Below are 22,260 nucleotides of genomic sequence, written 5' to 3' on the forward strand. Positions count from 1 at the left end.
GCCATAATAAATGCGATTACAAAAAACCAATGTTTTCGTATTTATCCAGTTTGTTGTAAAGGGTTTTGATGCTGATGCCGAGCTGATTGGCGGTGTCGGTTCTATTGCCGTCGTTGTTCTTTAAGGTTTTCAAAATGGCGATTTTTTCCATATCATCCAAGCGCATACCAACAGGAATTCCGGCGCTTTCATCGATTTCGACTTGGTCATTCAAATCATGGGAAATCAGATGGTCAGGGTCAATAATCTCGTCAGCCAAGATATAGGCGCGCTCAACCGCATGCTTTAATTCTCGGACATTGCCGGGCCAAGTGTAACGGCTGATTCTGTCTAGGCTTTGAGGTGAAAACTGTTTGTGCTTGTCTTCTTGCGCGTTGCGGTAAGCCAAAAAATGTTGTGCGAGCCCACAAGCATCGCCTTCTCTGTCTCGCAATGTTGGCACCATGATAGGAAATTGAGCCAAACGAAAATAGAGGTCTTCTCGAAAGACGTCGTCACGGATAGCGTCGCTTAATACGCGGTTTGTTGCCGCAATGATACGGACGTTGGCAGTTTTAACGTATTGAGCGCCGACTGGTTTGTATTCACCGCTTTCGAGCACCCGTAATAATTTTACTTGATGTTCATAAGGCATTTCGGTGACTTCGTCTAAGAAAAGCGTGCCACCTTCTGCCTGCTCGAATACGCCTTGGTGGTTTTTGTGTGCGCCCGTAAACGCGCCTTTTACGTGACCAAAGAGTTCACTGTCGATGAGCTCAGGGCTCAGTGCGCCACAGTTAATCGCCACAAATGGGCCTTCAGCTCGTTGGCTGACCACATGAAGTGTGTTCGCGATGAGTTCTTTACCTGTGCCGCTTTCTCCCATGATGAAGGCGTTTGCCTTGGTGACGGCAACTTTACGAATAGTACGGTAAAGAGCATGCATGGCGGTTGATGAACCGACTAATAAACCAAATTGATCGAGGTAGCTGTTTTGAGTGCTGACGAGGCTTTTTGTGTGTTTTTTCTCACAAAAAAACTCTTCTAAAGATGACGCGACTAACGTTACATTAAAGGGCGCTCGATAATGAAAACCCGCGCCCTTATGCATTAAATTGTCCAGTAGTGGATCTGGTCCACCTTGGCTGAAAAACAAGAATTCTGTTTGATACAGAATAGGGCTATTAACCAGCGCTTTCAGGCTGCTGTCTTGCAACGAACCGACTTCAATCAGGGCGACATCACATTGTGCTGCCTCCAATTGTTCGAGCCAGCCTTCGTTCTGATGACTGATGTTCAGTTCATATTGTCGAACGCTCTTATTAGAAAGCAAACTCGACGCCAATGATGGATCTTGAATGTGCAAAAAGAGCTTTGGTGTAGGCATCATTATTATTCCCTGAATAAAACGAAAAGACGACAGAGACGGATGAAATCATAGGGTTGGAGCCAGTCATAGTCACCTCACCGTGACTTTGCAGTATTCACGGTCTTAATCATCCTTGTTTGCACAAAGTTCACCCTTTTTTGAAAGGAAACAGAGAATGTTCGATGATCCTCGTTCTGAAACCGCGTTTAGCCCAAACACGGATTTTTCAATTTTGTGCGACATGCTGTCGATGTGCTTTGATGGTTTTTTTGCCAACTCAGCGGTATACGCACGCGTTGGGAATACGTTGGAGAAACAGTTGTTTAAAAAGGTGTCTTCTTTGTACCGTCGGCTCGCCGAACGATTACTGAGCCAAGTCGGTGAGTTGTTAAGAGACACGGGAACGATGAACCCAGAGCCGGGTTATATTGCGGCGGCGTATTTGTCGGCGCTTAATGCGCCCGATAAGTATGCTATCCGCCGCGTCATGTCGGTCAATTGGCAAGTGTTAAGGCGTATAGGAAAATGGGTCAAAAAACTGGACGATAACGTGTCCGCTAAAATGATCATTGATTACTTGGCGAGTATTCAAATGGTGTTGGATAACGTTCAGCGTCAACGCGCGTTGGCGAAATTAATAGACAAATAAAAGAACCTAAAAACGAGGTGCGTTGTTAGGTTCTTGAAACATTATTTGCTGCCGATTACGCGGTAATCTAATTTACCAACAATTGAGCCAGCATCATCAAATGTCGTGACGTTAAAACTGGCGCTGTTCTTTTCTTTATGAGGATTAACGGTGGCGATAATACGGTTATTAACGACCAACTGATACGTTTCTGAAAACGTAATATGCAAATCTTCAGACTTTGGGTTTTCGAATAAAATATTGTCCTTTAAACGAATCACGCGGCTTTCACCTCGTACCCATTGACCCACAAGCGGTTGCGCTTTGAATGTGACGTTATTGTGAGTGATGGTCGCATCGGATAAGAAAATTTGAATCAAATCTCCTTTCACAGCGAGTTTTTGTCGATCATCCACACGCTCGTTTAACACCGCTAAGCCCGTGTTTGTCTTGCTGACATAGGTGCGAAATTGCTGAATATCGGAGCGAATGTCTTTTGAATTTGATTCTTTAGCAACCCATGATTTTGGCATGTCTGGTGCGCTACCAACACGGTTTTTGAGTTCACTGAAATTGTTTGTTGCCAGCTTTTTCTGAGCATCGAGTTGTTCGATAAGTTGATCATTGCTGATGACGACAACCGTGTCTTCTGCCTGTATTTTTTGTTCTGCGATCGTGTCGTTAGAAATCGATTTTTCCGTTGTTGTTGATTGGGATTCTTGAAAAATTGGCATCGAGCAAGCGCTGAGAAAAAGCGTTGCAAGTAAAAGGCCAGAGCGAAATAAAGGCATTGAAAAATCCTAAAATAAGAGGCGAAAATTAAGTCACTAAGTATGCGGTATGGTGGTTTGTATGTCGAGCCGAAGTGCCCATTACTCGTGCCGGTGTTTTATTAAAGAATGCGTAAAATTTGAGTGAAATAAAAAAGTGTATGGAGAATGAAGTGAAGAGAGAGTAAGAAGCAAAGAACAAGAAGCAAAGAACAAGAAGCAAAGAACAAGAAGCAAAGAACAAGAAGCAAAGAACAAGAAGCAAAGAACAAGAAGCAAAGAACAAGAAGCAAAGAACAAGAAGCAAAGAACAAGAAGCAAAGAACAAGAAGCAAAGAACAAGAAGCAAAGAACAAGAAGCAAAGAACAAGAAGCAAAGAACAAGAAGCAAAGAACAAGAAGCAAAGAACAAGAAGCAAAGAACAAGAAGCAAAGAACAAGAAGCAAAGAACAAGAAGCAAAGAACAAGAAGCAAAGAACAAGAAGCAAAGAACAAGAAGCAAAGAACAAGAAGCAAAGAACAAGAAGCAAAGAACAAGAAGCAAAGAACAAGAAGCAAAGAACAAGAAGCAAAGAACAAGAAGCAAAGAACAAGAAGCAAAGAACAAGAAGCAAAGAACAAGAAGCAGGGCAATTAACCTGCTTCTTTGTAAGGTGTGCTATGAACGAATTATTTTTGCGATTGATTCCACAAAATGCATTCGTCTAATGTGACTCCTTCCCCGCCAAAAATATCCAATGCGCTACCGATGGTTAAATCAACTTTGCCATTTGACAGTTCATGTACACGTTTTAGATCAGACAAAGAACGAGCGCCGCCAGCATACGTCACGGCAACAGGGCAGCCTTGACCCAGTAATTGCACTAGGTCTTCATCGATGCCGGCTTGCAAACCTTCGACATCCGCCGCGTGAATAAGAAACTCATCACAATGATTCGCCAACTCAATTAAGTTTTCTTGGTTTACTTGTGTCGAGGTAATGGTTTGCCAGCGATCCGTGGCAATGTACCAGCCGTTTTCAGTGCGTCGACAGCTTAAATCTAACACCAAACGGTCAGTGCCAGTTTCCCGTTTAATTTGATCTAAACGATCCCATGAGAACTCACCGTTTTCAAACAAGTACGACGTGACAATAACGTGAGATGCACCGGCGTTTAGATAGTTCGCGGCATTGTTACTGTTAACGCCACCACCAAACTGTAATCCATTAGGGTAAGCGCGAAGGGCGCTGAGCGCTTCTTCTTGGTTGCCTTTGCCTAACGCAATAACATGACCGCCAATAAGGCCATGTTCGCGATACATAAGCGCATAATGTTCCGCATTGTACTCGCTGATAAAGTTCTCTGTGGCGCCTTTGTCATTCAGACTGCCACCCACAATTTGTTTTACCTTGCCTTGGTGTAGATCGATACAAGGGCGGAATTGGGTCACAAAAAACTCCTAATAAACCGAAAAAATAAGATAACGCCAAAAAGATAAGAGACAGATTATAGCGGATAAGTTCCTCCTGCACGATGTGCCAAAAGCATATACTTGATAAGGCTGTTACAATGGCAGCCCAAACAGACGTATAAAGCCAATATCATGTTACCCATTACTCTCGCCGTGGCGATTCCAGACCACGAAATAGAACTGACGGCAATACGAGCGCAAGGCGCTGGTGGACAGAACGTGAATAAAGTCTCGTCGGCGATTCACCTTAGATTCAATGTTGCCAGTTCTTCTTTGCCAGAATTTTATAAAGAAAGGCTGTTGGCGATCAGTGATTCTCGTCTTACCAAAGACGGGGATATTGTGCTAAAAGCACAGCAACATCGCACACAAGAACTCAATCGAGAAGATGCATTAGCGCGCTTAAAAGCGCTTATACTGGATGCAGTACGCGTGCAAAAAGCCCGCCGTGCGACCAAACCGACGCGTTCTTCCCAGCGCAAACGCATCGATCAGAAAAAACAAAAAGGCCAAATTAAAAGCTTGAGGCGCAGCAATTGGGACTAAGACCAAACGTTTAAAATGCTTGAAAGAGGTGATAATGAACGACGCCGAGCAAACGATAAAGAGTCCATGTATTCGACATTGCTGCCTTGATGCGGACGATGTTTGTGTGGGGTGTTATCGAACCATTCAGGAAATTATGGATTGGCATAAAAGCACCGAAAGTCAAAAGCACGACATTTTGAACCAGTGTTTAATTCGTAAAAACCAACGACCTCCCCGATAATTTTTTAACCCTCACTTTTCCACCTCGTTTTTCTTTTGCCTTATTGTTTTAACTTATCTCATTACGGCCTTTTCTTTTATTTGGCATTTCTTTTTTAAAATTTTCTGCATTCCACTGTAATAAATCGCTTTCCATCACCGTCTAACTCGCATAAGCACAATAATGGTGCTTGGCGCTTGCCAAGTTTCACAGACGGTTAACGGGTGATTTTTCGGTGATTTCAGAATTACAGGCATGGTTGGTATCGGGTACGACGTCCATCACTTTATTGAGTGTTGGCATTGTGCTGTTGTCTTATTTGCTTGAAGACCTTGCGATTGCAACCGCTGCGACACTTTCTGCGAATGGCACTTTGCCGCCAACGTTGGCGTTGATGGCGATTTTTATTGGCATTGTCACAGGCGATCTTGGTTTGTATCTCCTAGGTGGATACGCCAGAAAAATCAGATGGTTGCGTTACCGATCATTAACCAATCCGTCCTTCAAAGTGGTCCGTCAAAAATTGCAGCAAAGGGCGTTTGTTAACCTCATTATTATTCGTTTTATCCCAGGTTTACGCACCATAGGTTTTACCCTGAGTGGCTTTCTTGCCATTCCTCTCCCTTTATTTTTAACGGCGGTGCTGCTGGCGTCGTCCGTTTGGACTGTGCTGGTGTTTTCTCTGATTTATCTGTTGGGCAGCAGCGTTTTTATGTCGTTGTCAGAATTTAAATGGGGACTAATTCCTGTGGCGCTCACCTTATTGTTCTTTATGAATCGTTTGCTTAATAAATCCTTTACGAGAGGTTTGTCATGAGTGTCATGTTAAAGGGGCAATTCATCGACCCCAACAAAATCAATGCAGGAATGCCGTTACTTCAGGTTGAGAAAGGCGCCAGTATTTCACCGTATGAATTTATGCCGAGCTGGTTTTTTTACGCGCCGGTTGTTGTGCAAAGCCTGCTGCTTGGCCTTCGTCATGGTGATGTTTGCTTGCCGCTTATGGCCAATCCAAGCATCAAACTCAGCGGCATGGTGGGCGAATCAAAGACCGACATTTTAAACTTGGCCGGACCCATCGCGAAACAATGGATTGAACCCTTTATTACGCTGACTAAAAATGCCGACAATCTAACGATCCAACTGGAAGAGGCCGTGCTTGCGATGGCTTCTGCAGGATTGTCTTTTCCGATCGTCGCCAAGCCAGATTTAGGCTGTCGTGGTGTTGGTGTGAAATTACTGAAGTCTAAAATGCAGCTTTACGATTACATACGAGACTTTCCGGAATCCGCACGATTCCTATTGCAGCGTAAAGCGCCGTATCAAGCCGAAGCGGGCGTGTTTTATGTGCGCTATCCCGGTCAAGAACAAGGCGAGATTATTTCCATTACCTTGAAGTACGCCCCCAGCGTTGTTGGCGATGGTATTCACAATCTCAAACAGCTCATTGAACGTTGCCCACGCGCAGGCCAACTGACGCATCTGTATTTTCCGCGACATACTCACAAGCTGGATTGGATCCCGCAAGAAGGCATCGAATACCCGTTGGCGTTTGCCGGCAGTCACAGTCGCGGATCCATCTTTCGCAATGGTAATCAATACATCACAGCAGCACTGACGCGTAAATTGGATGAGATTCTCAAAGACGTTGATGGTTATTACTTCGGTCGTTTGGACATCAAGTTTGCCGACATGGAATCCTTCATGAAAGGCGAGCATTTTTCCATTTTGGAAATGAACGGTGCGAGCAGCGAAGCGACGCACATTTGGGACAGAAACACCAAGCTGCCAGACATTTTTAAAACCTTATTAAAGCAGTATCGGATCTTATTTGAGATTGGCGCGTTGCAGAAAAAACGAGGTCACACGTCACCCACTTTGCGTGAACTATGGAAAGCGTGGCGAGAAGAGAAAGCCTTAACGCAGCATTACCCAAGTACAGATTAGCTCAGATCAAGTGCAGACAAATGTTAAGCCGTAAATGAACGACAGACACACATAACCAAAGGGAATCATCATGCATTCGGTGTTAAAAAAGACAGAGAATCCAGCGTTTAAGCACGCTGTGCATTCATCCGCAATTGAAGGCTGTCTTGAAGTGTTGTCTCAAGCATCTCGCTGCCTCGAGGTGTTTGGCGATGACGACTATCGTTCGTCAGCAACGCCGTATGTAACCAGTACCATAGGCGAGCATTTCCGTCATTGGTTGGACGTTTTTAAAGCCATCCATCACGCGAACTATCCAGCCAATAGTGTGATTGATTACAACCAACGCCGTCGAGGTCATGCAATAGAAACCTCGCGTTTTATGGCCCAGTCTGAAATCGCAGAATTGACCGATTGGCTGGCGTGTTTGTCTGAGAGCGAACTCAAGAAAAGTGTCAGTATTATTACGGAAGTGGCGCTGTCTCACACGCAAGCGTGTTGTATGTCGTCGACCTTAGAACGAGAAATTACCTTTGCGGCGCTGCACGCGAATCATCATTTTGCCATGATAAAAGTCACCGCGAATTTGATGAATAAACCGATCGATGCCGACTTCGGCATTGCGCCTGCCACCGCCACTTTTTTGCGAGGCCAATAATATGTGTTCTGTTTCATGGTGTCTGGATACGTCGGGCTATCAGTTATTTTTCAATCGTGATGAGCAAAAAACACGCGAGCCAGCCTTGGTTCCGCAATCTTTTTTCCAACAACAAACCCATGTCTTAATGCCGATTGACCCAGTGGGCAACGGCAGTTGGATCAGTTTGAATGAACACGGTGTGTCGTTGTGTTTGTTGAATAACTACCAAGGTCAAAAGCCAGAAGGTCCGCTCATTAGTCGAGGACAACTGTTAAAAAGTTTATCCAGCGAAAGCAGTATTGCGAATGTCGAAGCGCAGTTTTCACAACTTGCACTGGATCGATTTGCGCCTTTTATATTGCTGGCGTTTGAACGCTCGAATAACCAAGTTCGTGCCTTTGAATGGGATGGTAAACACGCAAACGTTGGTTATGTTACGTCCCCGCAGTTTTCTTCTGCGGTGACGTTGGAAAAAGCGTCCGCGTATCGGCAATCGACTTATGACAAAGCACCAATAAAAAACACCGACGCTTACCTAGCGTTCCATTCAAATCATCATCCAGAGCAGCCACATTTGTCGGTTTGCATGCACAGAGAAGACGCCGATACCGTCAGTTTTACGCGTATTCATGTGTCGGGCGATCGAATGGAAATGAGTTATGTACCGGGGTCGCCGTGCACGCATTTGTCGCCCGCCACGCTGGCGGCATTGACGTATGTGTTACCCAAAACCTTTTCTTTAGTACACGAATACTAGGAGTTGATATGACACGTTTTTTGATGGTAATCGCCTTGTTTATGAGTTCAGTGAGTTATGCGCAAGACGCGATTTCTACAGGTTTTTTTAGCAACAAAGCGCTGAATGGCTATGACACCGTGGCGTATTTTACGGACAACCAAGCGGTAGAAGGCAGTGCAAAATTTGTCACTGAATACCAAGGCGCTGATTGGTATTTTGCTTCACAACAACATCTCGATCTGTTTTTGATTGATCCTGAAAAATACGCGCCGCAATACGGTGGTTATTGCGCGTGGGCGGTGTCGGCAAAAAATGATTTCGCGCCATCGGATCCAACCAAGTGGGCGATTGTCGACGGCAAACTGTATTTAAACTACGACCAGACGATTAAACAAAAGTGGGATCTTGACCCTGCATTGCACATCCAACAAGCGGACGCTCATTGGCCTGCGCTAATCAACAAATAACGTTCGATACTTACAGGCCAGAAAAATGAAAAAGACCTTATTGAAATACCTACCAACGGCGTTTATCGCTTTTGTGTTTGTGCAATCGCTGTTCTTCAAATTTACGGGTTCTTATGAAACAGACTATATTTTTGGTGTGTTAGGGGATTGGTCGGGGTTGGCGTTTTTTGGCCAGTATGGCGGTTACATCATTGGCGTGGCGGAACTGATTGCGGTCATATTGTTGTTCACTCGCGTTCATGGTCTGGGGGCTTTGATGAGCGTGGGCATTATGAGTGGTGCGATTGTTTTTCACCTATTTACGCCGCTTGGCGTGGTGATGCCAGAGTTCAATCACCTTGGTGAAGTGGTTGGTAACGATGGCGGATTGCTGTTTGTCATGGCCTGTTTGGTTTGGTTGAGCGCGGCGTTTTTATCGATTCGCGACGTAAAAGATCGCGAAGGTTGCTTGCATTCATTTGTCTCTAAATTTGTGAACAGCGGAGAATAATCATGACAGTCAGTCCTTTTCGTTTACCGAGAGTGACGCCTTTTGGCGTTGGTGAATCGCTTGTTGAATGGGCAACAGGACTTGCTAGATTGGATCGACTGTATCAGCAACGACCCAGCAATCAGACGCGTTTTGAATTCATGCGCTACACCTTGGATGCGTTGAATATTGATTACTCCATTGCCAAGGGAAGCCTTGAGAACATCCCAAAAGACGGCCCTGTGGTGATCGTTGCAAATCATCCGCTGGGGGCCATTGAAGGGGTGATTTTGGCCGATTTAATTGGCCAAATGCGCCGTGATGTCAAAGTGTTGGCCAATGAAATGCTCAAGCGTTTGCCTGAAATTCGTGACTTGTTTATTGGGGTGGATGTGTTTGGCGGAAAGTCGGCGCAGCGAACCAATGGGCAAGCCATTCGAGAAGCGCATCGGCATTTGGCAGACGGCGGCTTACTGGTGGTGTTTCCTGCCGGTGAAGTGTCAACCTATCCAAAAGGCGAAAAAGCGTTAGCCGACATCGAATGGAGTCAATCTGTTGCCAAATTTTTGAAACGAAGCCAAGCCGTTACCGTGCCCATTTTTATCAAGGGTCAAAATAGCGCGATGTTTTATCACGCGGGTCGCATTCATCCGTTGCTGCGCACGGCGTTGCTAGGTCGAGAATTGTTGAATAAAAAAGCCTCGGTCATCGATATTTCCATTGGCAGCGCGATACCGTTTTCCGAAGTGAGCGCATTTGAAAACGCGCAGGACTTGGTCAATTATTTGCGTTTGAATACGTACTTAATGAGCCCGCAACACGCGAACGACGCGGCAAAAACGAGTCGTAATGTGGTGTTACCCATCATTGACCCCATCGATAACGATGCGTTGCAGGAGGAAATCACTGGGTTGCCAGCCGATATGTTGCTGCTAGAGCAGGGCGAGTTCCGAGTGTATTGCGCACCAACGCAATCGATACCGCTTTTGATACAAGAAATTGGGCGAATTCGAGAAGAGAACTTCCGTGCCGTTGGCGAAGGCAGTGGCTTGGCGTGTGATTTAGACGAGTACGACCTTTATTATCATCAGTTGTTTGTGTGGCATAAAGGTAACAAAGAAATTGTTGGCGCGTACCGTATGGGTATGGTGGACAAACTGATTGCCGCCCATGGGCTAGATGCTTTGTATTCCAGAAGCTTGTTTCAATACGATCAAGCCTTTATAGATTCATTGGACAATAGTCTCGAAATGGGCCGTTCAGTGGTCGCAGAGACGTATCAGAAGAACCTCAATTCGCTGCTGTTGTTATGGAAAGGCATCGCGACTTTTGTTCATCGGAATCCTAAATACACGCATTTGTTTGGGCCGGTGAGCATCAGCAACGACTACAGCCACGTGTCGCGTCAGTTGATTGCGGCGACCTTGTCGATTCATCACTACGATAAAGACAAAGCCAATTTGGTAAGCGCATCAACCCCCTTAAAAACCAGCAATGATATTTTCTGGAAGCCGAATTTGTTGGCAGCCTTAACCACGGTTTCTTTGTTGTCGACAGTGTTATCCAGAATGGAGCAAGGGAAAGGCTTGCCTGTGTTGATTCGCCAGTATTTAAAAATGAACGGAAAATTGGTGTGTTTTAATGTCGATCCTGCGTTTCAGGATTCGCTGGACGGTTTGATTGTGGTGAATTTAAAAAGCGTCCCAGTGTCGATCTTGTCGAAATACATGGGACGAACAGAAGCAGAACAGTATTTAAAATAAGACGGCTTATTGGGTGCTGCGAAGGTTTATGTCGTTAATGGCATTGATGACTTTGTCTGGGTATTGCAGGTTAATAAGATGGCCCGCACTTTGGATTTTCCCAATACCTAACTCGCTATTGTGAAACAACGCCACGGCGTAATCGGCGTTTTTTGGGTCAACTAATGTGTCTTCTGTGCCTTGTAAAAGGGTAATCGGAAGCGTTAAACCAGACAGTTTAGGTTGTGCCAAGGTAAGGCTCTCGGTGAGTGCCAACACTTCCATATTAGAATGATTCCATTTATCCGGAATGGCAAAATCTGGCGCCCAATTCAGTAATCTGTTGTACCAACGGGCTGCGGCCCAAGAAGGTTCTAAATCTCCCGCCAAAATCACTACACCACGCACAAATTGCGGATAATCTACGGCCAAAATTGGCACCAATGAACCGCCCAAAGAATGCCCCACCAGAATGACCTTTTGCTGTCCGTTTTGTTGCCAAATGTCTTCTAACATTGGGCCAATCATATTGGATTGTGTCTGTAAGTGTGTGGGGAACGAATCGGGGTAGGTCGATTTCCCCCAACCGGGACGATCAATTGAAATTAGTCGGAAGCGGTTTGTAAAGGCTTCCTCTTGGAAGTAACGGGCAAAAGACGTCCAGTCGTCTGGTGTGCCATGAACGAACACCACGGTGTCGCGCGGTGTGTTGCTCGGGTCGCTGTTCACATAATGAAGCTTGAATTCGCCCTTTGACCCTTTCATATACAGAACATGGTTCTGGATTGCCCCAGGTGTTTTCATTAATTGTTGAGCAATTTCGTCGTTCTCTTCCAGTTCTTTTGGCATCGAACAAGCCGCTAATAAAAGCGCCAATACGCTGAATAAACTGAATTTCAGGCTTGGGTTCACGGTGTTCAAGGCAAATTTCACGGCTTCGGCTCCAAAATTAAAGATAGCGTAGTCAATATGCTTGATGTGAAAAGCGTCATGCCTTTTCGCTACGAATCTCTCTACTCATCTCGCTTACATACGAGAGGATTTTTACCATTTTAGCTTATTGATTGATCTATAGGGTATAGCCGTGTCCATGTCATGCTTTTTACCTACATATTTTTTTCACTCTCTTTATCTTGATCTAACGCAATGTTTTAAAGCGGAACAGCAATCATAATCACGCCTTATAGTAAGTCCCGAGTCGTTTGGGGCTTCGGTGGGCGTTGGATAACAAGAACACTCTAGAAAGGAAGTGTCTACGATCGCCTTTTTTCTCAGTCAAATGAATGGGTTGAAGTTATATGATTAACGAAGCTGTAGTGGAATTATCGCGATTTCAGTTTGCTTTCACTGCTCTGTACCACTATCTGTTTGTCCCTTTAACATTAGGGATGGCGTTCTTGTTGGCAATCATGGAATCGGTTTACGTGATTACCGGCAAGCAAGTGTACAAAGACATGGTGAAGTTCTGGGGTAAATTGTTTGGTATTAACTTTGCGCTAGGGGTAACAACGGGTTTGACCATGGAGTTCCAATTCGGAACAAACTGGTCTTATTATTCTCACTATGTTGGCGATATTTTTGGTGCGCCGTTAGCGATCGAAGGCTTGATGGCTTTCTTCCTTGAATCAACGCTCGTTGGTCTGTTCTTCTTCGGCTGGGATCGTTTAAGTAAAGTAAAACACTTGATGGTGACATGGGGTGTGGCGTTAGGTTCTAACCTTTCTGCATTGTGGATCTTGATTGCCAACGGTTGGATGCAAAACCCAGTCGGTTCCGAGTTCAACTACGAAACCATGCGAATGGAATTGGTCGACTTTGGCGCTTTAATTTTCAACCCAGTGGCGCAGGTGAAATTTGTTCACACGGTTTCAGCGGGTTACACAACAGGTGCCATGTTCGTTCTTGTTATTTCAAGCTACTACTTGCTTAAAGGCCGCGACCTTGCGTTTGCTCGTCGTTCTTTTGCCATCGCTTCTGCGTTTGGTCTGGCGTCTATCTTGAGCGTTATCCTGTTGGGTGACGAATCAGGTTACGAGCTAGGCGAAGTGCAAAAAGTGAAATTGGCTGCGATAGAAGCGGAATGGGAAACTCAAGAAGCCCCTGCCGATTTCACCTTGATTGGTTTCCCGAATCAAGTGCTTGAAGAAACCGAATACGCCATCAAGATTCCCGGTTTAATGGGCTTAATTGCGACTCGATCACTTGACGGTCAAGTGGAAGGTATTAAAGAGCTGAAAGAGCATAATCGCCAGCGCATTATTAATGGTATTTATGCAAATCAGTTACTAGAGAAGCTTCGCAGTGGTTCAACTGATCCTCTGGTTAAATCGAACTTTGAAAAAGTAAAAGACGATCTTGGCTACGGTTTATTAGTCACTGCCTTTAATGAAGACATCAATAAAGTGACGTCAGAAGAAATTGATCAGGCGGTCGAGTATTCTATTCCAAAAGTGGCGCCACTGTTCTTCGCTTTCCGTATCATGGTGGGGTGTGGTTTCTTAATGCTGTTCGTTTTTGCCGCTGCGTTTTATCAAAACGCGCGTCGTCGCATTGGTCAAAGTTCTCTGTTCCTTAAATTCATCGTAATTTGTTTACCACTTCCTTGGATTGCCAATGAAGCAGGTTGGTTCGTTGCTGAATATGGTCGCCAGCCTTGGGCGATTGGTGAGATCTTGCCTGTTCATGTGGCGGTATCTAGCTTAACCGCAACGGAAATTTGGATCAGTCTTGCAGGCTTCGGACTTCTTTATACAGCGTTCCTAATTGCTGAGATGTACTTAATGATTCGCTTTGCGAAACAAGGGCCTTCTAGTTTGCACACTGGACGTTACGCGCTTGAACAAGAAACGGCTCAGCTGAAGCAGGAGGTGTAAGATGGATTACGAATTATTAAAAGTGATTTGGTGGGCATTGATCGGTGTATTACTGATTGGTTTCGCCGTAACGGACGGCTTTGATATGGGCGTTGGTAGCTTATTAAAAGTCATTGGCGGCACAGATTCTGAACGCCGTATTATGATCAACTCGATTGCGCCCCATTGGGACGGCAACCAAGTCTGGTTCATTACAGCAGGTGGTGCCTTGTTCGCGGCTTGGCCTGTGGTTTATGCCACTGCGTTTTCTGGCTTCTACTTTGCTATGTTGTTGGTATTGGCCGCGTTGTTCTTCCGTCCAATTGGGTTTGATTACCGCTCTAAACTTGAAAACACAAAATGGCGTACAAGTTGGGACTGGGGAATCACCTTCGGCTCTGCTGTTCCGCCGATCATTTTCGGTGTGGCGTTTGGTAACTTGTTACAAGGCGTACCATTTGAATTTGATCAATACATGCGTGCGACGTACACAGGCTCTTTCTTCGCCTTATTGAATCCGTTTGCGATTTTGTGTGGCTTAGTAAGCTTGTTGATGCTGATGACACAAGGCGGCGCTTGGCTACAAATGAAAACAGATGAGGCGTTACTTGAGAAAGCAAGTCGCATCACAGCCATCACGGGTGTTTTAGCCGCGTTATTGTTTATCCTTGCGGGTTTTTGGTTGGCTTTCGGCATCGATGGTTATGTATTGACGAGTGCCATTGATGGCAATGCAGTGATAACGCCTTTGATGAAAACCGCCGAAGTTCAAGCTGGCGCATGGTTGGCCAACTATGAAAAAGTGCCTGCGCTTATGTTGGCACCGATTATTGGTATTGCTGGTATGTTATTCGCCGCTTTGACTGCCATGATGAGAAAAGGCTTCTTGTCTTTCTTAAGTTCATCATTGGGTATTGCAGGCATTATCGTCACCGCGGGTGGTTCCATGTTCCCATTCCTAATGCCTTCTTCAAGTTTTCCAAACATGAGTTTGACTATGTGGGATGCGACGTCAAGTGAGAACACCATGATGATCATGTTTGTGGTCGCTTGTATCTTCGTACCGATTGTTCTGGCTTACACTTTGTGGAACTACTTTGTGATGTACGGTCGTTTGACCAATAAACACATCGAAGAAAACAATCATTCACTTTACTAGTCATTGGCAAAGAAGATAGAGCCGCTTTGGGCTCTGTCTTTTAGCAACAAATAGAGGAATACGTTATGTGGTATTTTGCTTGGGTTCTAGGCGTATTATTAGCCTGTTCTTTCGGTATTGTTAATGCCGTTTGGTTAGAGTTTAGTGGTTATGACGGTGAAGAGGAGCAACAGTAAATTCAATGAGAAAGAACAAGGAAGCAAAAACAGCACATCGAGCGGGTCGAATTAAAACGCCTGAAGCAATATTTTTGGGCGAATTAGCAAACCAGCAGTCGTCAAAATATCGACTTGCTCAAGGCTTTGGCGTGTTGTTTGCGGTGTCGTTGGTGCTTCAAGCGTGGGCGTTGGCGAATGTGTTTTCGGACATGGCGCTGCACCAGTCTTTTTCCTTGCCTCTTTTGTTATTGGGTTTATTTGCTCTGTTACTGCGGGCTCTGGCTAACTTTGGCCGAGAGCGCATTTGCACCAGCGCAAGCCGTGACATTCGTTACGGCTTGCGTCGTACATTGGTGTCGCATCTTACTGAGTTGGGTCCCGCCCGCTTAAGAATAGAAGAAGATGCGGCGCTGTCTACACGCGTTTATGAACAAGTTGATGCGTTAGACGATTTTTTTAGTCGCTATAAACCACAAGTGTTTATGGTGACCTTGATTCCCTGTGTGATTCTGTTGTCAGTTGCGCCTGTTTCGTGGGTCGCTTTTTTAATCTTCATGATGACGGCGCCCTTGGTTATTATTTTCATGATCTTTGTGGGTCATAAAGCCGCTCAAGCCAACCGCCGACAATTCAGCGTATTGGCTATGTTATCCAATCAATTTATGGATCTGAGCCAAGGCTTAGCGGAACTCAAACGACTCAACAAGACGAATAAAGCAAGACAGCGTTTGTCTGATAGCGCGAGTGCGTATCAGAAAACCACCATGAGCGTGTTGATCCTCGCTTTTTTATCGACCGCTACTCTTGAACTGTTCGCGTCGCTGTCGATCGCGATGATCGCCTTGTATTTAGGCTTAGGTTTATTAGAAGTGTTGCCGTGGCAAGTGGGGAGTTCCCCCGTTACTCTCACTCAAGCCTTGTTTCTTTTATTACTCGCCCCAGAATTTTATTTGCCTTTGCGCCAGCTTGGAAACGATTACCACGCCAAACAAAAAGCCGAAGCCGCCGCAACGGATTTGCTGGAAATACTTAATACGCCGCTCTCTGATACACGGAAACAGGCAACAAAGTCTGAATCCGTCGTGCCTGCATTGGTTGTAGATAAAGACGCGTTTATTGGTTTTCATCAACTGGGCTGGTCAGAATCTGGACACCATCGACTTGCGCCTATTACCGGCGGCATTGCTCAAGGCGAACGAGTTTGGTTGAGTGGCGAATCTGGCATAGGAAAATCCAGTTTATTGCACCTTTTGCTCGGCTTCGAAGAAGATTATCAAGGTCAGCTTTTCATTAATCGCCAAGCCTTTCAAAACATCGACTTGTCCGATTGGCGAGCTAAATTGGCGTGGTTACCGCAAACACCAGAATGGGTAAATGGCAGCATTCGTCGCAATTTACTCTTGGGTCTTGGAAGCAAAGAAGGCGTAGCCGCGCCGAGTGAAGCCGAGTTACAAGCCGCCTTGATAAAAAGCCAATGTGACGACTTTATTCAAGCCTTGCCAGACGGCTTAGACACCAAGCTGACCGAACTTGGCTCTGGATTATCCGGCGGCCAAATGCAGCGCCTTTCCATCGCGCGCGCACTGTTGTCGAAAGCCGATGTTTGGCTGCTCGATGAGCCGTGTTCGGGGTTGGACAAAGACACCGCGCAAGCGGTATTAGACACCTTGCATCATGTTTCAACGGGCAAAACCTTATTGATCGTCAGTCATGATACTCACCCAATTGCCTGGGCCGATAAACATTGGTCGCTTACCAAAGGAGGCCTGCATGAGCAATCACGCAACGAAAACCGCGAAGCTATCGCTTAAAAGCCTGTTACTCGCCAACCCTTGGGGTTTTGCTGTGCCTGTATTGGTGGGCATTATCGCGAGTTTGGCGGGCGTGGCGTTATTGGGTGTTTCGGGCTGGTTTATATCCGCGGCAGGATTGGCTTCGGCAATCGGCAGCGCGTTAGTATTCAACTATCTAACGCCTGGCGCGATTGTTCGTGGCTTGGCCATTTTCCGTACCGCGGGCCGTTACGGCGAACAGGTTTCTGCGCACAATCATTTATTAGGGTTGTTACGGACGTTACGCCTTTGGGTATGGGATCAGCGTGTCGCGAAAGACTCCGCTAATTTACATGAACAAAGCCGAGGCGATTTGTTGCAGCGTCTTGTCAGCGACCTTGACCAAATTATTCGTTGGCCGCTGGTGGTGTTTTTGCCGTGGATATACGCGCTACTGAGCTATGCTGCCGTGTCGGTTTTGGCCTATTTCATTTTACCTAACTTGCTGTGGCCATTAGCGATTGCCGCTGTGTTTCATATCTTCATTGTGCCGTTCGTGTGTGGCTATTTCGCCAGCCATGCCGTGCATGTCGGGCAGATCCTCGGCGTGCATCGTCGTGGTCGCTTTGTTAGCTTGTTTTCCGCCTTGATCACCTTAACCATTCGTGGTCACTGGAAAGACTACGCACAACGTCTCGACCAGCTAGATGAGCGCCAACGCAGAAGCGAAATCGTCATTCAACAAGCTGTGAGCGTAGGGCGATTTTTAGCGTACCTTGTCACCATTTTGTTACTAGTAAGTTGTTTTTATCTCGTCAGCGTTTATCAAGCATCGACAGACAATTGGACGCTGGTGGACGGCGTGCAAGGCACTTGGTTTATTGGCTTCGTTTTGTCGCTATTGGCGGTGAATGAATTGGTGTTGCCTTTGGTGCAATCTTTCGTCGCACAAGGCCAATCGCAAGTGGGTTTACGTCGTTTGAATCAACTTCACCAAGACGCCCAAGTTCAACCCGATGGCAAAATACAGACGATTGATCGAATGACTTTTAGCGAGTGGCGTGGCTTTTATGCATCCAGCGGAATGGGCAACGACGCATTGGATTTATCCGTGGTCGCAGGCGAAAAAGTCTGGATTCGTGGTGACAGTGGCTCAGGGAAATCAACGTTATTGGCTGCTATTGCCGGCGATTGTTTATCGACAGGCAAGGCTTTTATCAACGATGAAGCATGCGACCTCTACGGCAACCGTGGTTACCAATCGCAACTCAGTTACTTACCCCAAACACCGTACATCTTCCAGCAAAGCATCGCCGCCAACTTACGCCTTGGCAACCCAGACGCAAGCACCGAAGCCCTTTGGTCAGTGCTCGACGCCGTTGCCTTGGCAGACTGGGCAAAAAGCCTCCCCAACGGTTTAGAAACGCTGCTCAGCTCACAAGGCCGCAACTTATCTGGCGGACAACGAAAACGCCTCGCCCTAGCGCGCCTGCTGCTAAGACAATCTCCCGTCTTACTACTAGACGAACCGTTCGATGGACTCGACAAAGCTACCATAGCAACCATTTGTCACTCGCTACAGAACGCCTACAAACCCTCCATCTTACTGTTGGTCAGCCACGTCAGCAGTCAACTCGGCGACAACGCGAGAGTAATAGAACTGTAGCTCTTTTTCCCTCCCCTTAAGTCTTCCAAGGGGAGGGGCAGGGTGGGGTTATTCTTTGGGGCTTTGAGGCCATATAAATTCGAGCAATTTTCGCCTTTGTTATTGCAAATTCTAGGGAATCATAAACGAAACTTTCTAGATTGAGTATTCTTGACAAAACCCAATCGACCTATCAATATGATAGGTATTAACTCAATGGATGAGTGACATGAAAAAGAATAATCCACAAGGAACCGTGGTGTTTACTCTTAGTGAATATACAGCGCGAAAAATCATTAATGATCTAGCAGAAAATCATACCGATCGAATCCGTTGGAGTAAGCATATCAAAGAGAGAATGCTGGAGCGTGGTGTGACAACGGGGCAGGTTTTGGCTTTACTGAAGAGTAAGCGCTCGGTATTCCGTGAAGGGCCTTATCTCGAGATTAATGGTGATTGGAAATTTAACATAAAAGGAATGGCGGCAGGATCTATTATAGAGCTCAGTGTCGCCATTAAGAACCATAATGATAACCCGACTTCAATTCTCATCACAGTTTGGGTTCATTAGGAGTAAAACGATGTATCACTATACAGAATGTGGTTTACCAAATGTCTATCTAAAAAACGGTTTTACCATTGAACATATAGACGGCGAAGACTACACCAGCATCGATGATATGAATAACTTGCATGTCGCCATCGCGCAAACAATAGCAGACAGTCACAAGCCACTGCGTCCGGCGGAATTTAAGTTTTTACGCATAGAACTGAATCTATCGCAAAAAATGCTCGGACACCGCTTTGGTGTATCAGAACAAACGATAGCGCGTTACGAAAAAGGCCAGTCAGACATCCCCCGAACGACAGATGCTGCACTTCGATCTCTATTCATGGAAAAACTAGAGAAAACCAACTCCGTTAGCTACTTTCTAGACCTACTTTCTGATGCCGAAGCACAGCAAGCCGCACAGGAAATATTACTGGAAGAAATCGACAACCGCTGGGGGATTGCGGTATAGCTAAATTTTAGCTAGCTGATGGGGGATCTGTTTCTTCCCCTTTTGGTTTCCATTCAAACGCTTTGTATTCCCGACCTTTTTTCCGCTCTGCTGAGCGGGTAACTTTTGCCAATCGATGCAAAAGTAACCAAAAGATCTTTTATCGGGCTATCGCCCAAACGTCTCAGTTACTTTGTTTATGTTGCGTTTAGCAACACGACTTTTATCGTAAGGCATAGATTATTTTTGCGGATGCTAGGAAGGGCGTTTTTAACGGACTCTGAAACTCCATAGGGTCGCGCAACTTCGTTGCGTCGAACTGACTTATTTAGGGGGAAAACCAAAACGCAATTAATGGATGGAGATACAGTTTATTTTTTAAATGGTCACTTTCTTGCGCGTTTAGCCATTTTAAATAAATCCGTTGTGCGCATTTTGTACTGGTGGAAAGTAAAAAAGTCTCGTAATATCAATGAATAAAAATATCCGCAACAGAAATAACGCGCTGTGGGTAAATGAAATAACACGCATGCGCGTTTTTCCAGACTTGGCTCTTGTTGATATCCCTATTATTCGCTTTAGAGTTAGTAACTTATAGTGATTTCAGGAAAGTTTCTGTAATGTGTAAACGCGCATGCGCATTATTAAAATGTTATGCGCCAATTCCAATTCTGAGGTATGAATGGAAATAAAAATTACGACTGACAATTGCGCCGTAGATAAGCATTTTCTTATCAAAGAGTTAGCTAGCGCCAAGGTCATTGTCGAGTTAGAGTTTGAAAAAATTATTAGTATGCAGTCTCAAAAAAAGAGACAGAAAGAATTAATTAATATCATTCATCAAGAACTAGGTAAATTTCAGTGGATGATTTCTGATTCTGTAAATATTGAATTGGTTTGGTATCTAAATGCAATTGAAAGACAAGAAACCGATAAAGTCGGTGACTTGGATAATATTACAAAACCTATATTAGACGCCTTGACAGGCGAGAACGGAATTCTAATGGATGATTCGCAGATTGGATCTATTCATACCTTCTGGATGTCAAGAAATGAACTTAAACATGATAATTATTTAAAAATTGAAATATCATTTAGCAATGATTATTGTTTTGATAAAAGTGACTTGATTTTTATACAGTACGAGGGGGCGGTCTGCTTACCTCTAAATGTAGATTTTAATTCTGAAATATCAATGCTCGGAGCATTGGCTGTAGTTTGGGCGAGAAAAATGCATAGGAATACGGCCAAAAAGATAAGGAAATTAGGTGCAGACGCCGACAGGTTTCTAGTTCAATCCTCTTATGACATCCATCGAACAAGGTTATCAGGATTCAGTAAAAAAAGGATTTACTCCTTAGATGACTTTAAAAAAGAGTGCAGAAAAAATGGACTGACATATAAAAGTTATCTCTCTTTTTTTAAACGCTTGTTGAAGCGCGCATAACAAACAGCTGTAGTTGGTCGCAAGCTCCCTGGGACAATCACACGTGGGCTCAGTCGCTTCGCTCCAAATTTTAGCCCACGTGTCATTGCCTCTAAGCGGGGCGTTATACCACTAAATTTCCACTGTGTAAAAAAGTATAAAGGCTATGATTATATGCATATATATCAGTATACGGATTTAAATGCAGTAAAAAACATTTTAAAGACTGGAAAGTTGTGGGCTACTCATTATAAATATCTAAATGATTATTCTGAAGTTTTGAAAGGCATCGAAATTCTTGTCGATAGTGTCTCGGATGCAAAAAAATTATCTAACACAGAAAAAAACACCTTAAAAAATGAAATAATGAATAGCTTGGATGATTTGGATATATTTGTTTCATCTCTTTGTTTAGCTGGGGACGAGCTGACAATGTGGAGAACATATGGTAATTGTGCAGTGATTTTTAATATGAGTTTAGTTACATTAGCTTTAACTTGTGAAGGTTCATTTAGACAAAATTCAGTTCAATCATGCAGCTACCCTAAAACTTATAAAGATATTAATTTATCAACACAATTTGATTCGTTACCATTTTTATATGATCACTACTATCTAGGTGCCCATAAAGATTGGTTTATAAGATCTTTAGTCTATGATGCCACATCAATAAAGCATCATGCATTTTATAGCGAACAAGAACATAGAGCTGTTATCTCTCTAGATAAAACTGATAATACACCAGTTCTCCATCGGAAACGGGGCGAAATGAATATTCCATATATTGAGATGGTGTTACCTAAATCATGTATTGAAGGTATTTTTATTGGTCCAGGGAAAGACCAAGATAAATTGGTTTCAGAGATGAATGAATTTCTACATGAAAACAAATTCGATAATGTAGAAATATATAAATCGCTCATACCATTTGTTTGAAAACAGTCTTCGAACAAGTGGTATAAAAAAACGCTTCAATTGACAAAAATATCTGTCACGAATTTTGGTTTCCAAAATATAGCGCCAGGTATTTTTGCAACTGAACTCAGTGTTAAATAATTTAGGATCAGATGAAAATAGGGCCTTACACCAAGTAAGTGTTTCTTGATGTTCAGCAGGTATTATCATTGCCTCAGTTATATATCGAGTAGAGCGTTATTTGCCGACAAAGAACGCATTATGACAAGTCACGTTTTGACGGCCTAAAGGCCGACCTACAAAAGTAATCGCAAATAATGTTCAGATGAGTCTATCAAAGCGTGATTCGTTGAACCTGTCTCCCTCTCCGAATCGCCTCCATTTCCCACAATTCCATTGACA

23 protein-coding genes are annotated in these 22,260 nt (G+C 44.6%); 19 read left to right on the forward strand and 4 right to left on the reverse strand.

From position 1 onward, the window contains the following. Window positions 1-16 precede the first annotated feature (16 nt). Window positions 17-1,369 carry a sigma 54-interacting transcriptional regulator gene (locus D104_RS19960; RefSeq protein WP_024022386.1) on the reverse strand — a complete coding sequence of 451 codons (1,353 nt, stop codon included), beginning with the start codon at window positions 1,367-1,369 and terminating at the stop codon, window positions 17-19. 154 nt (window positions 1,370-1,523) lie between these two features. Here D104_RS19960 and D104_RS19965 point away from each other — a divergent pair, with 154 nt between their 5' ends. Next, window positions 1,524-1,997 (forward strand): hypothetical protein, encoded by a 474-nt coding sequence (locus D104_RS19965; protein ID WP_024022387.1) that lies wholly within the window; start codon window positions 1,524-1,526, stop codon window positions 1,995-1,997. Between the two features lie 41 nt (window positions 1,998-2,038). Here the strand turns inward: D104_RS19965 and D104_RS19970 are convergent, their stop codons facing one another. Then, the gene (locus D104_RS19970; RefSeq protein WP_024022388.1) at window positions 2,039-2,767 is read right to left on the reverse strand and encodes a hypothetical protein; all 729 of its coding nucleotides are present in this window, start codon (window positions 2,765-2,767) and stop codon (window positions 2,039-2,041) included. A 649-nt stretch (window positions 2,768-3,416) separates the two neighbouring features. After that, window positions 3,417-4,178: a phosphoribosylformimino-5-aminoimidazole carboxamide ribotide isomerase gene (gene hisA, locus D104_RS19975; protein WP_024022389.1), complete on the reverse strand. Its 762-nt coding sequence runs from the start codon at window positions 4,176-4,178 to the stop codon at window positions 3,417-3,419. Window positions 4,179-4,331: 153 nt separating this feature from the next. Here hisA and arfB point away from each other — a divergent pair, with 153 nt between their 5' ends. The 9 genes from arfB (at window position 4,332) to D104_RS20020 (ending at window position 10,951) form a co-directional block, all read left to right on the forward strand. Then, a complete protein-coding gene (arfB, locus tag D104_RS19980; protein WP_024022390.1) occupies window positions 4,332-4,745 on the forward strand; it encodes an alternative ribosome rescue aminoacyl-tRNA hydrolase ArfB in 414 nt (137 codons plus the stop codon). A 34-nt stretch (window positions 4,746-4,779) separates the two neighbouring features. Beyond that, the gene (locus tag D104_RS19985) at window positions 4,780-4,968 is read left to right on the forward strand and encodes a DUF1289 domain-containing protein (RefSeq protein ID WP_024022391.1); all 189 of its coding nucleotides are present in this window, start codon (window positions 4,780-4,782) and stop codon (window positions 4,966-4,968) included. Between the two features lie 214 nt (window positions 4,969-5,182). Continuing rightward, a complete protein-coding gene (locus D104_RS19990; RefSeq protein ID WP_031214383.1) occupies window positions 5,183-5,764 on the forward strand; it encodes a DedA family protein in 582 nt (193 codons plus the stop codon). After that, on the forward strand, window positions 5,761-6,894 hold the full coding sequence (locus D104_RS19995; RefSeq protein WP_024022393.1) for an ATP-grasp domain-containing protein: 1,134 nt from the start codon (window positions 5,761-5,763) through the stop codon (window positions 6,892-6,894). Before D104_RS19990 ends, D104_RS19995 begins: the two co-directional genes overlap by 4 nt. Window positions 6,895-6,964: 70 nt before the next feature. Beyond that, window positions 6,965-7,531, forward strand: a complete 567-nt coding sequence (locus D104_RS20000) for a hypothetical protein (RefSeq protein WP_024022394.1) — start codon at window positions 6,965-6,967, stop codon at window positions 7,529-7,531. 1 nt (window position 7,532) lies between these two features. After that, entirely contained in the window at window positions 7,533-8,270 is a 738-nt protein-coding gene (locus D104_RS20005) for an NRDE family protein (RefSeq protein WP_024022395.1), read from the forward strand. Window positions 8,271-8,278: 8 nt separating this feature from the next. Next, complete coding sequence (locus D104_RS20010; RefSeq protein WP_024022396.1) at window positions 8,279-8,719, forward strand: YHS domain-containing (seleno)protein; 441 nt, start codon at window positions 8,279-8,281, stop codon at window positions 8,717-8,719. A 25-nt stretch (window positions 8,720-8,744) separates the two neighbouring features. Continuing rightward, a complete protein-coding gene (locus D104_RS20015) occupies window positions 8,745-9,209 on the forward strand; it encodes a hypothetical protein (protein WP_024022397.1) in 465 nt (154 codons plus the stop codon). Window positions 9,210-9,211: 2 nt separating this feature from the next. After that, a complete protein-coding gene (locus D104_RS20020; RefSeq protein WP_024022398.1) occupies window positions 9,212-10,951 on the forward strand; it encodes a lysophospholipid acyltransferase family protein in 1,740 nt (579 codons plus the stop codon). Window positions 10,952-10,957: 6 nt separating this feature from the next. Here the strand turns inward: D104_RS20020 and D104_RS20025 are convergent, their stop codons facing one another. Next, window positions 10,958-11,863, reverse strand: a complete 906-nt coding sequence (locus D104_RS20025) for an alpha/beta fold hydrolase (protein WP_024022399.1) — start codon at window positions 11,861-11,863, stop codon at window positions 10,958-10,960. A 365-nt stretch (window positions 11,864-12,228) separates the two neighbouring features. Between D104_RS20025 and D104_RS20030 the strand changes: the two genes are divergently transcribed. From D104_RS20030 to D104_RS20070, 9 genes are all read left to right on the forward strand, one after another. Next, window positions 12,229-13,803, forward strand: coding sequence for a cytochrome ubiquinol oxidase subunit I (locus D104_RS20030; protein WP_024022400.1), 1,575 nt, complete (start codon window positions 12,229-12,231; stop codon window positions 13,801-13,803). Between the two features lies 1 nt (window position 13,804). After that, a complete protein-coding gene (gene cydB, locus D104_RS20035) occupies window positions 13,805-14,941 on the forward strand; it encodes a cytochrome d ubiquinol oxidase subunit II (protein ID WP_024022401.1) in 1,137 nt (378 codons plus the stop codon). Window positions 14,942-15,006: 65 nt separating this feature from the next. Continuing rightward, window positions 15,007-15,117, forward strand: a complete 111-nt coding sequence (cydX, locus tag D104_RS20040; protein ID WP_024022402.1) for a cytochrome bd-I oxidase subunit CydX — start codon at window positions 15,007-15,009, stop codon at window positions 15,115-15,117. A gap of 5 nt (window positions 15,118-15,122) precedes the next feature. Then, window positions 15,123-16,910, forward strand: a complete 1,788-nt coding sequence (gene cydD / locus D104_RS20045; RefSeq protein WP_024022403.1) for a thiol reductant ABC exporter subunit CydD — start codon at window positions 15,123-15,125, stop codon at window positions 16,908-16,910. After that, on the forward strand, window positions 16,870-18,537 hold the full coding sequence (locus D104_RS20050; protein WP_024022404.1) for an amino acid ABC transporter ATP-binding/permease protein: 1,668 nt from the start codon (window positions 16,870-16,872) through the stop codon (window positions 18,535-18,537). The genes cydD and D104_RS20050 overlap by 41 nt, the downstream gene beginning before the upstream one ends. Before the next feature lie 208 nt (window positions 18,538-18,745). After that, complete coding sequence (locus D104_RS20055; RefSeq protein WP_024022405.1) at window positions 18,746-19,087, forward strand: DUF4258 domain-containing protein; 342 nt, start codon at window positions 18,746-18,748, stop codon at window positions 19,085-19,087. 10 nt (window positions 19,088-19,097) lie between these two features. Beyond that, entirely contained in the window at window positions 19,098-19,538 is a 441-nt protein-coding gene (locus D104_RS20060) for a helix-turn-helix domain-containing protein (RefSeq protein WP_024022406.1), read from the forward strand. A 661-nt stretch (window positions 19,539-20,199) separates the two neighbouring features. Beyond that, complete coding sequence (locus tag D104_RS20065) at window positions 20,200-20,964, forward strand: RusA family crossover junction endodeoxyribonuclease (RefSeq protein ID WP_024022408.1); 765 nt, start codon at window positions 20,200-20,202, stop codon at window positions 20,962-20,964. Window positions 20,965-21,117: 153 nt separating this feature from the next. After that, window positions 21,118-21,879 carry a hypothetical protein gene (locus D104_RS20070; protein ID WP_024022409.1) on the forward strand — a complete coding sequence of 254 codons (762 nt, stop codon included), beginning with the start codon at window positions 21,118-21,120 and terminating at the stop codon, window positions 21,877-21,879. Window positions 21,880-22,260 lie beyond the last annotated feature (381 nt).

It is taken from the genome of Marinomonas profundimaris, assembly GCF_000508165.1.
GTDB classification, from domain to species: Bacteria; Pseudomonadota; Gammaproteobacteria; order Pseudomonadales; family Marinomonadaceae; genus Marinomonas; species Marinomonas profundimaris.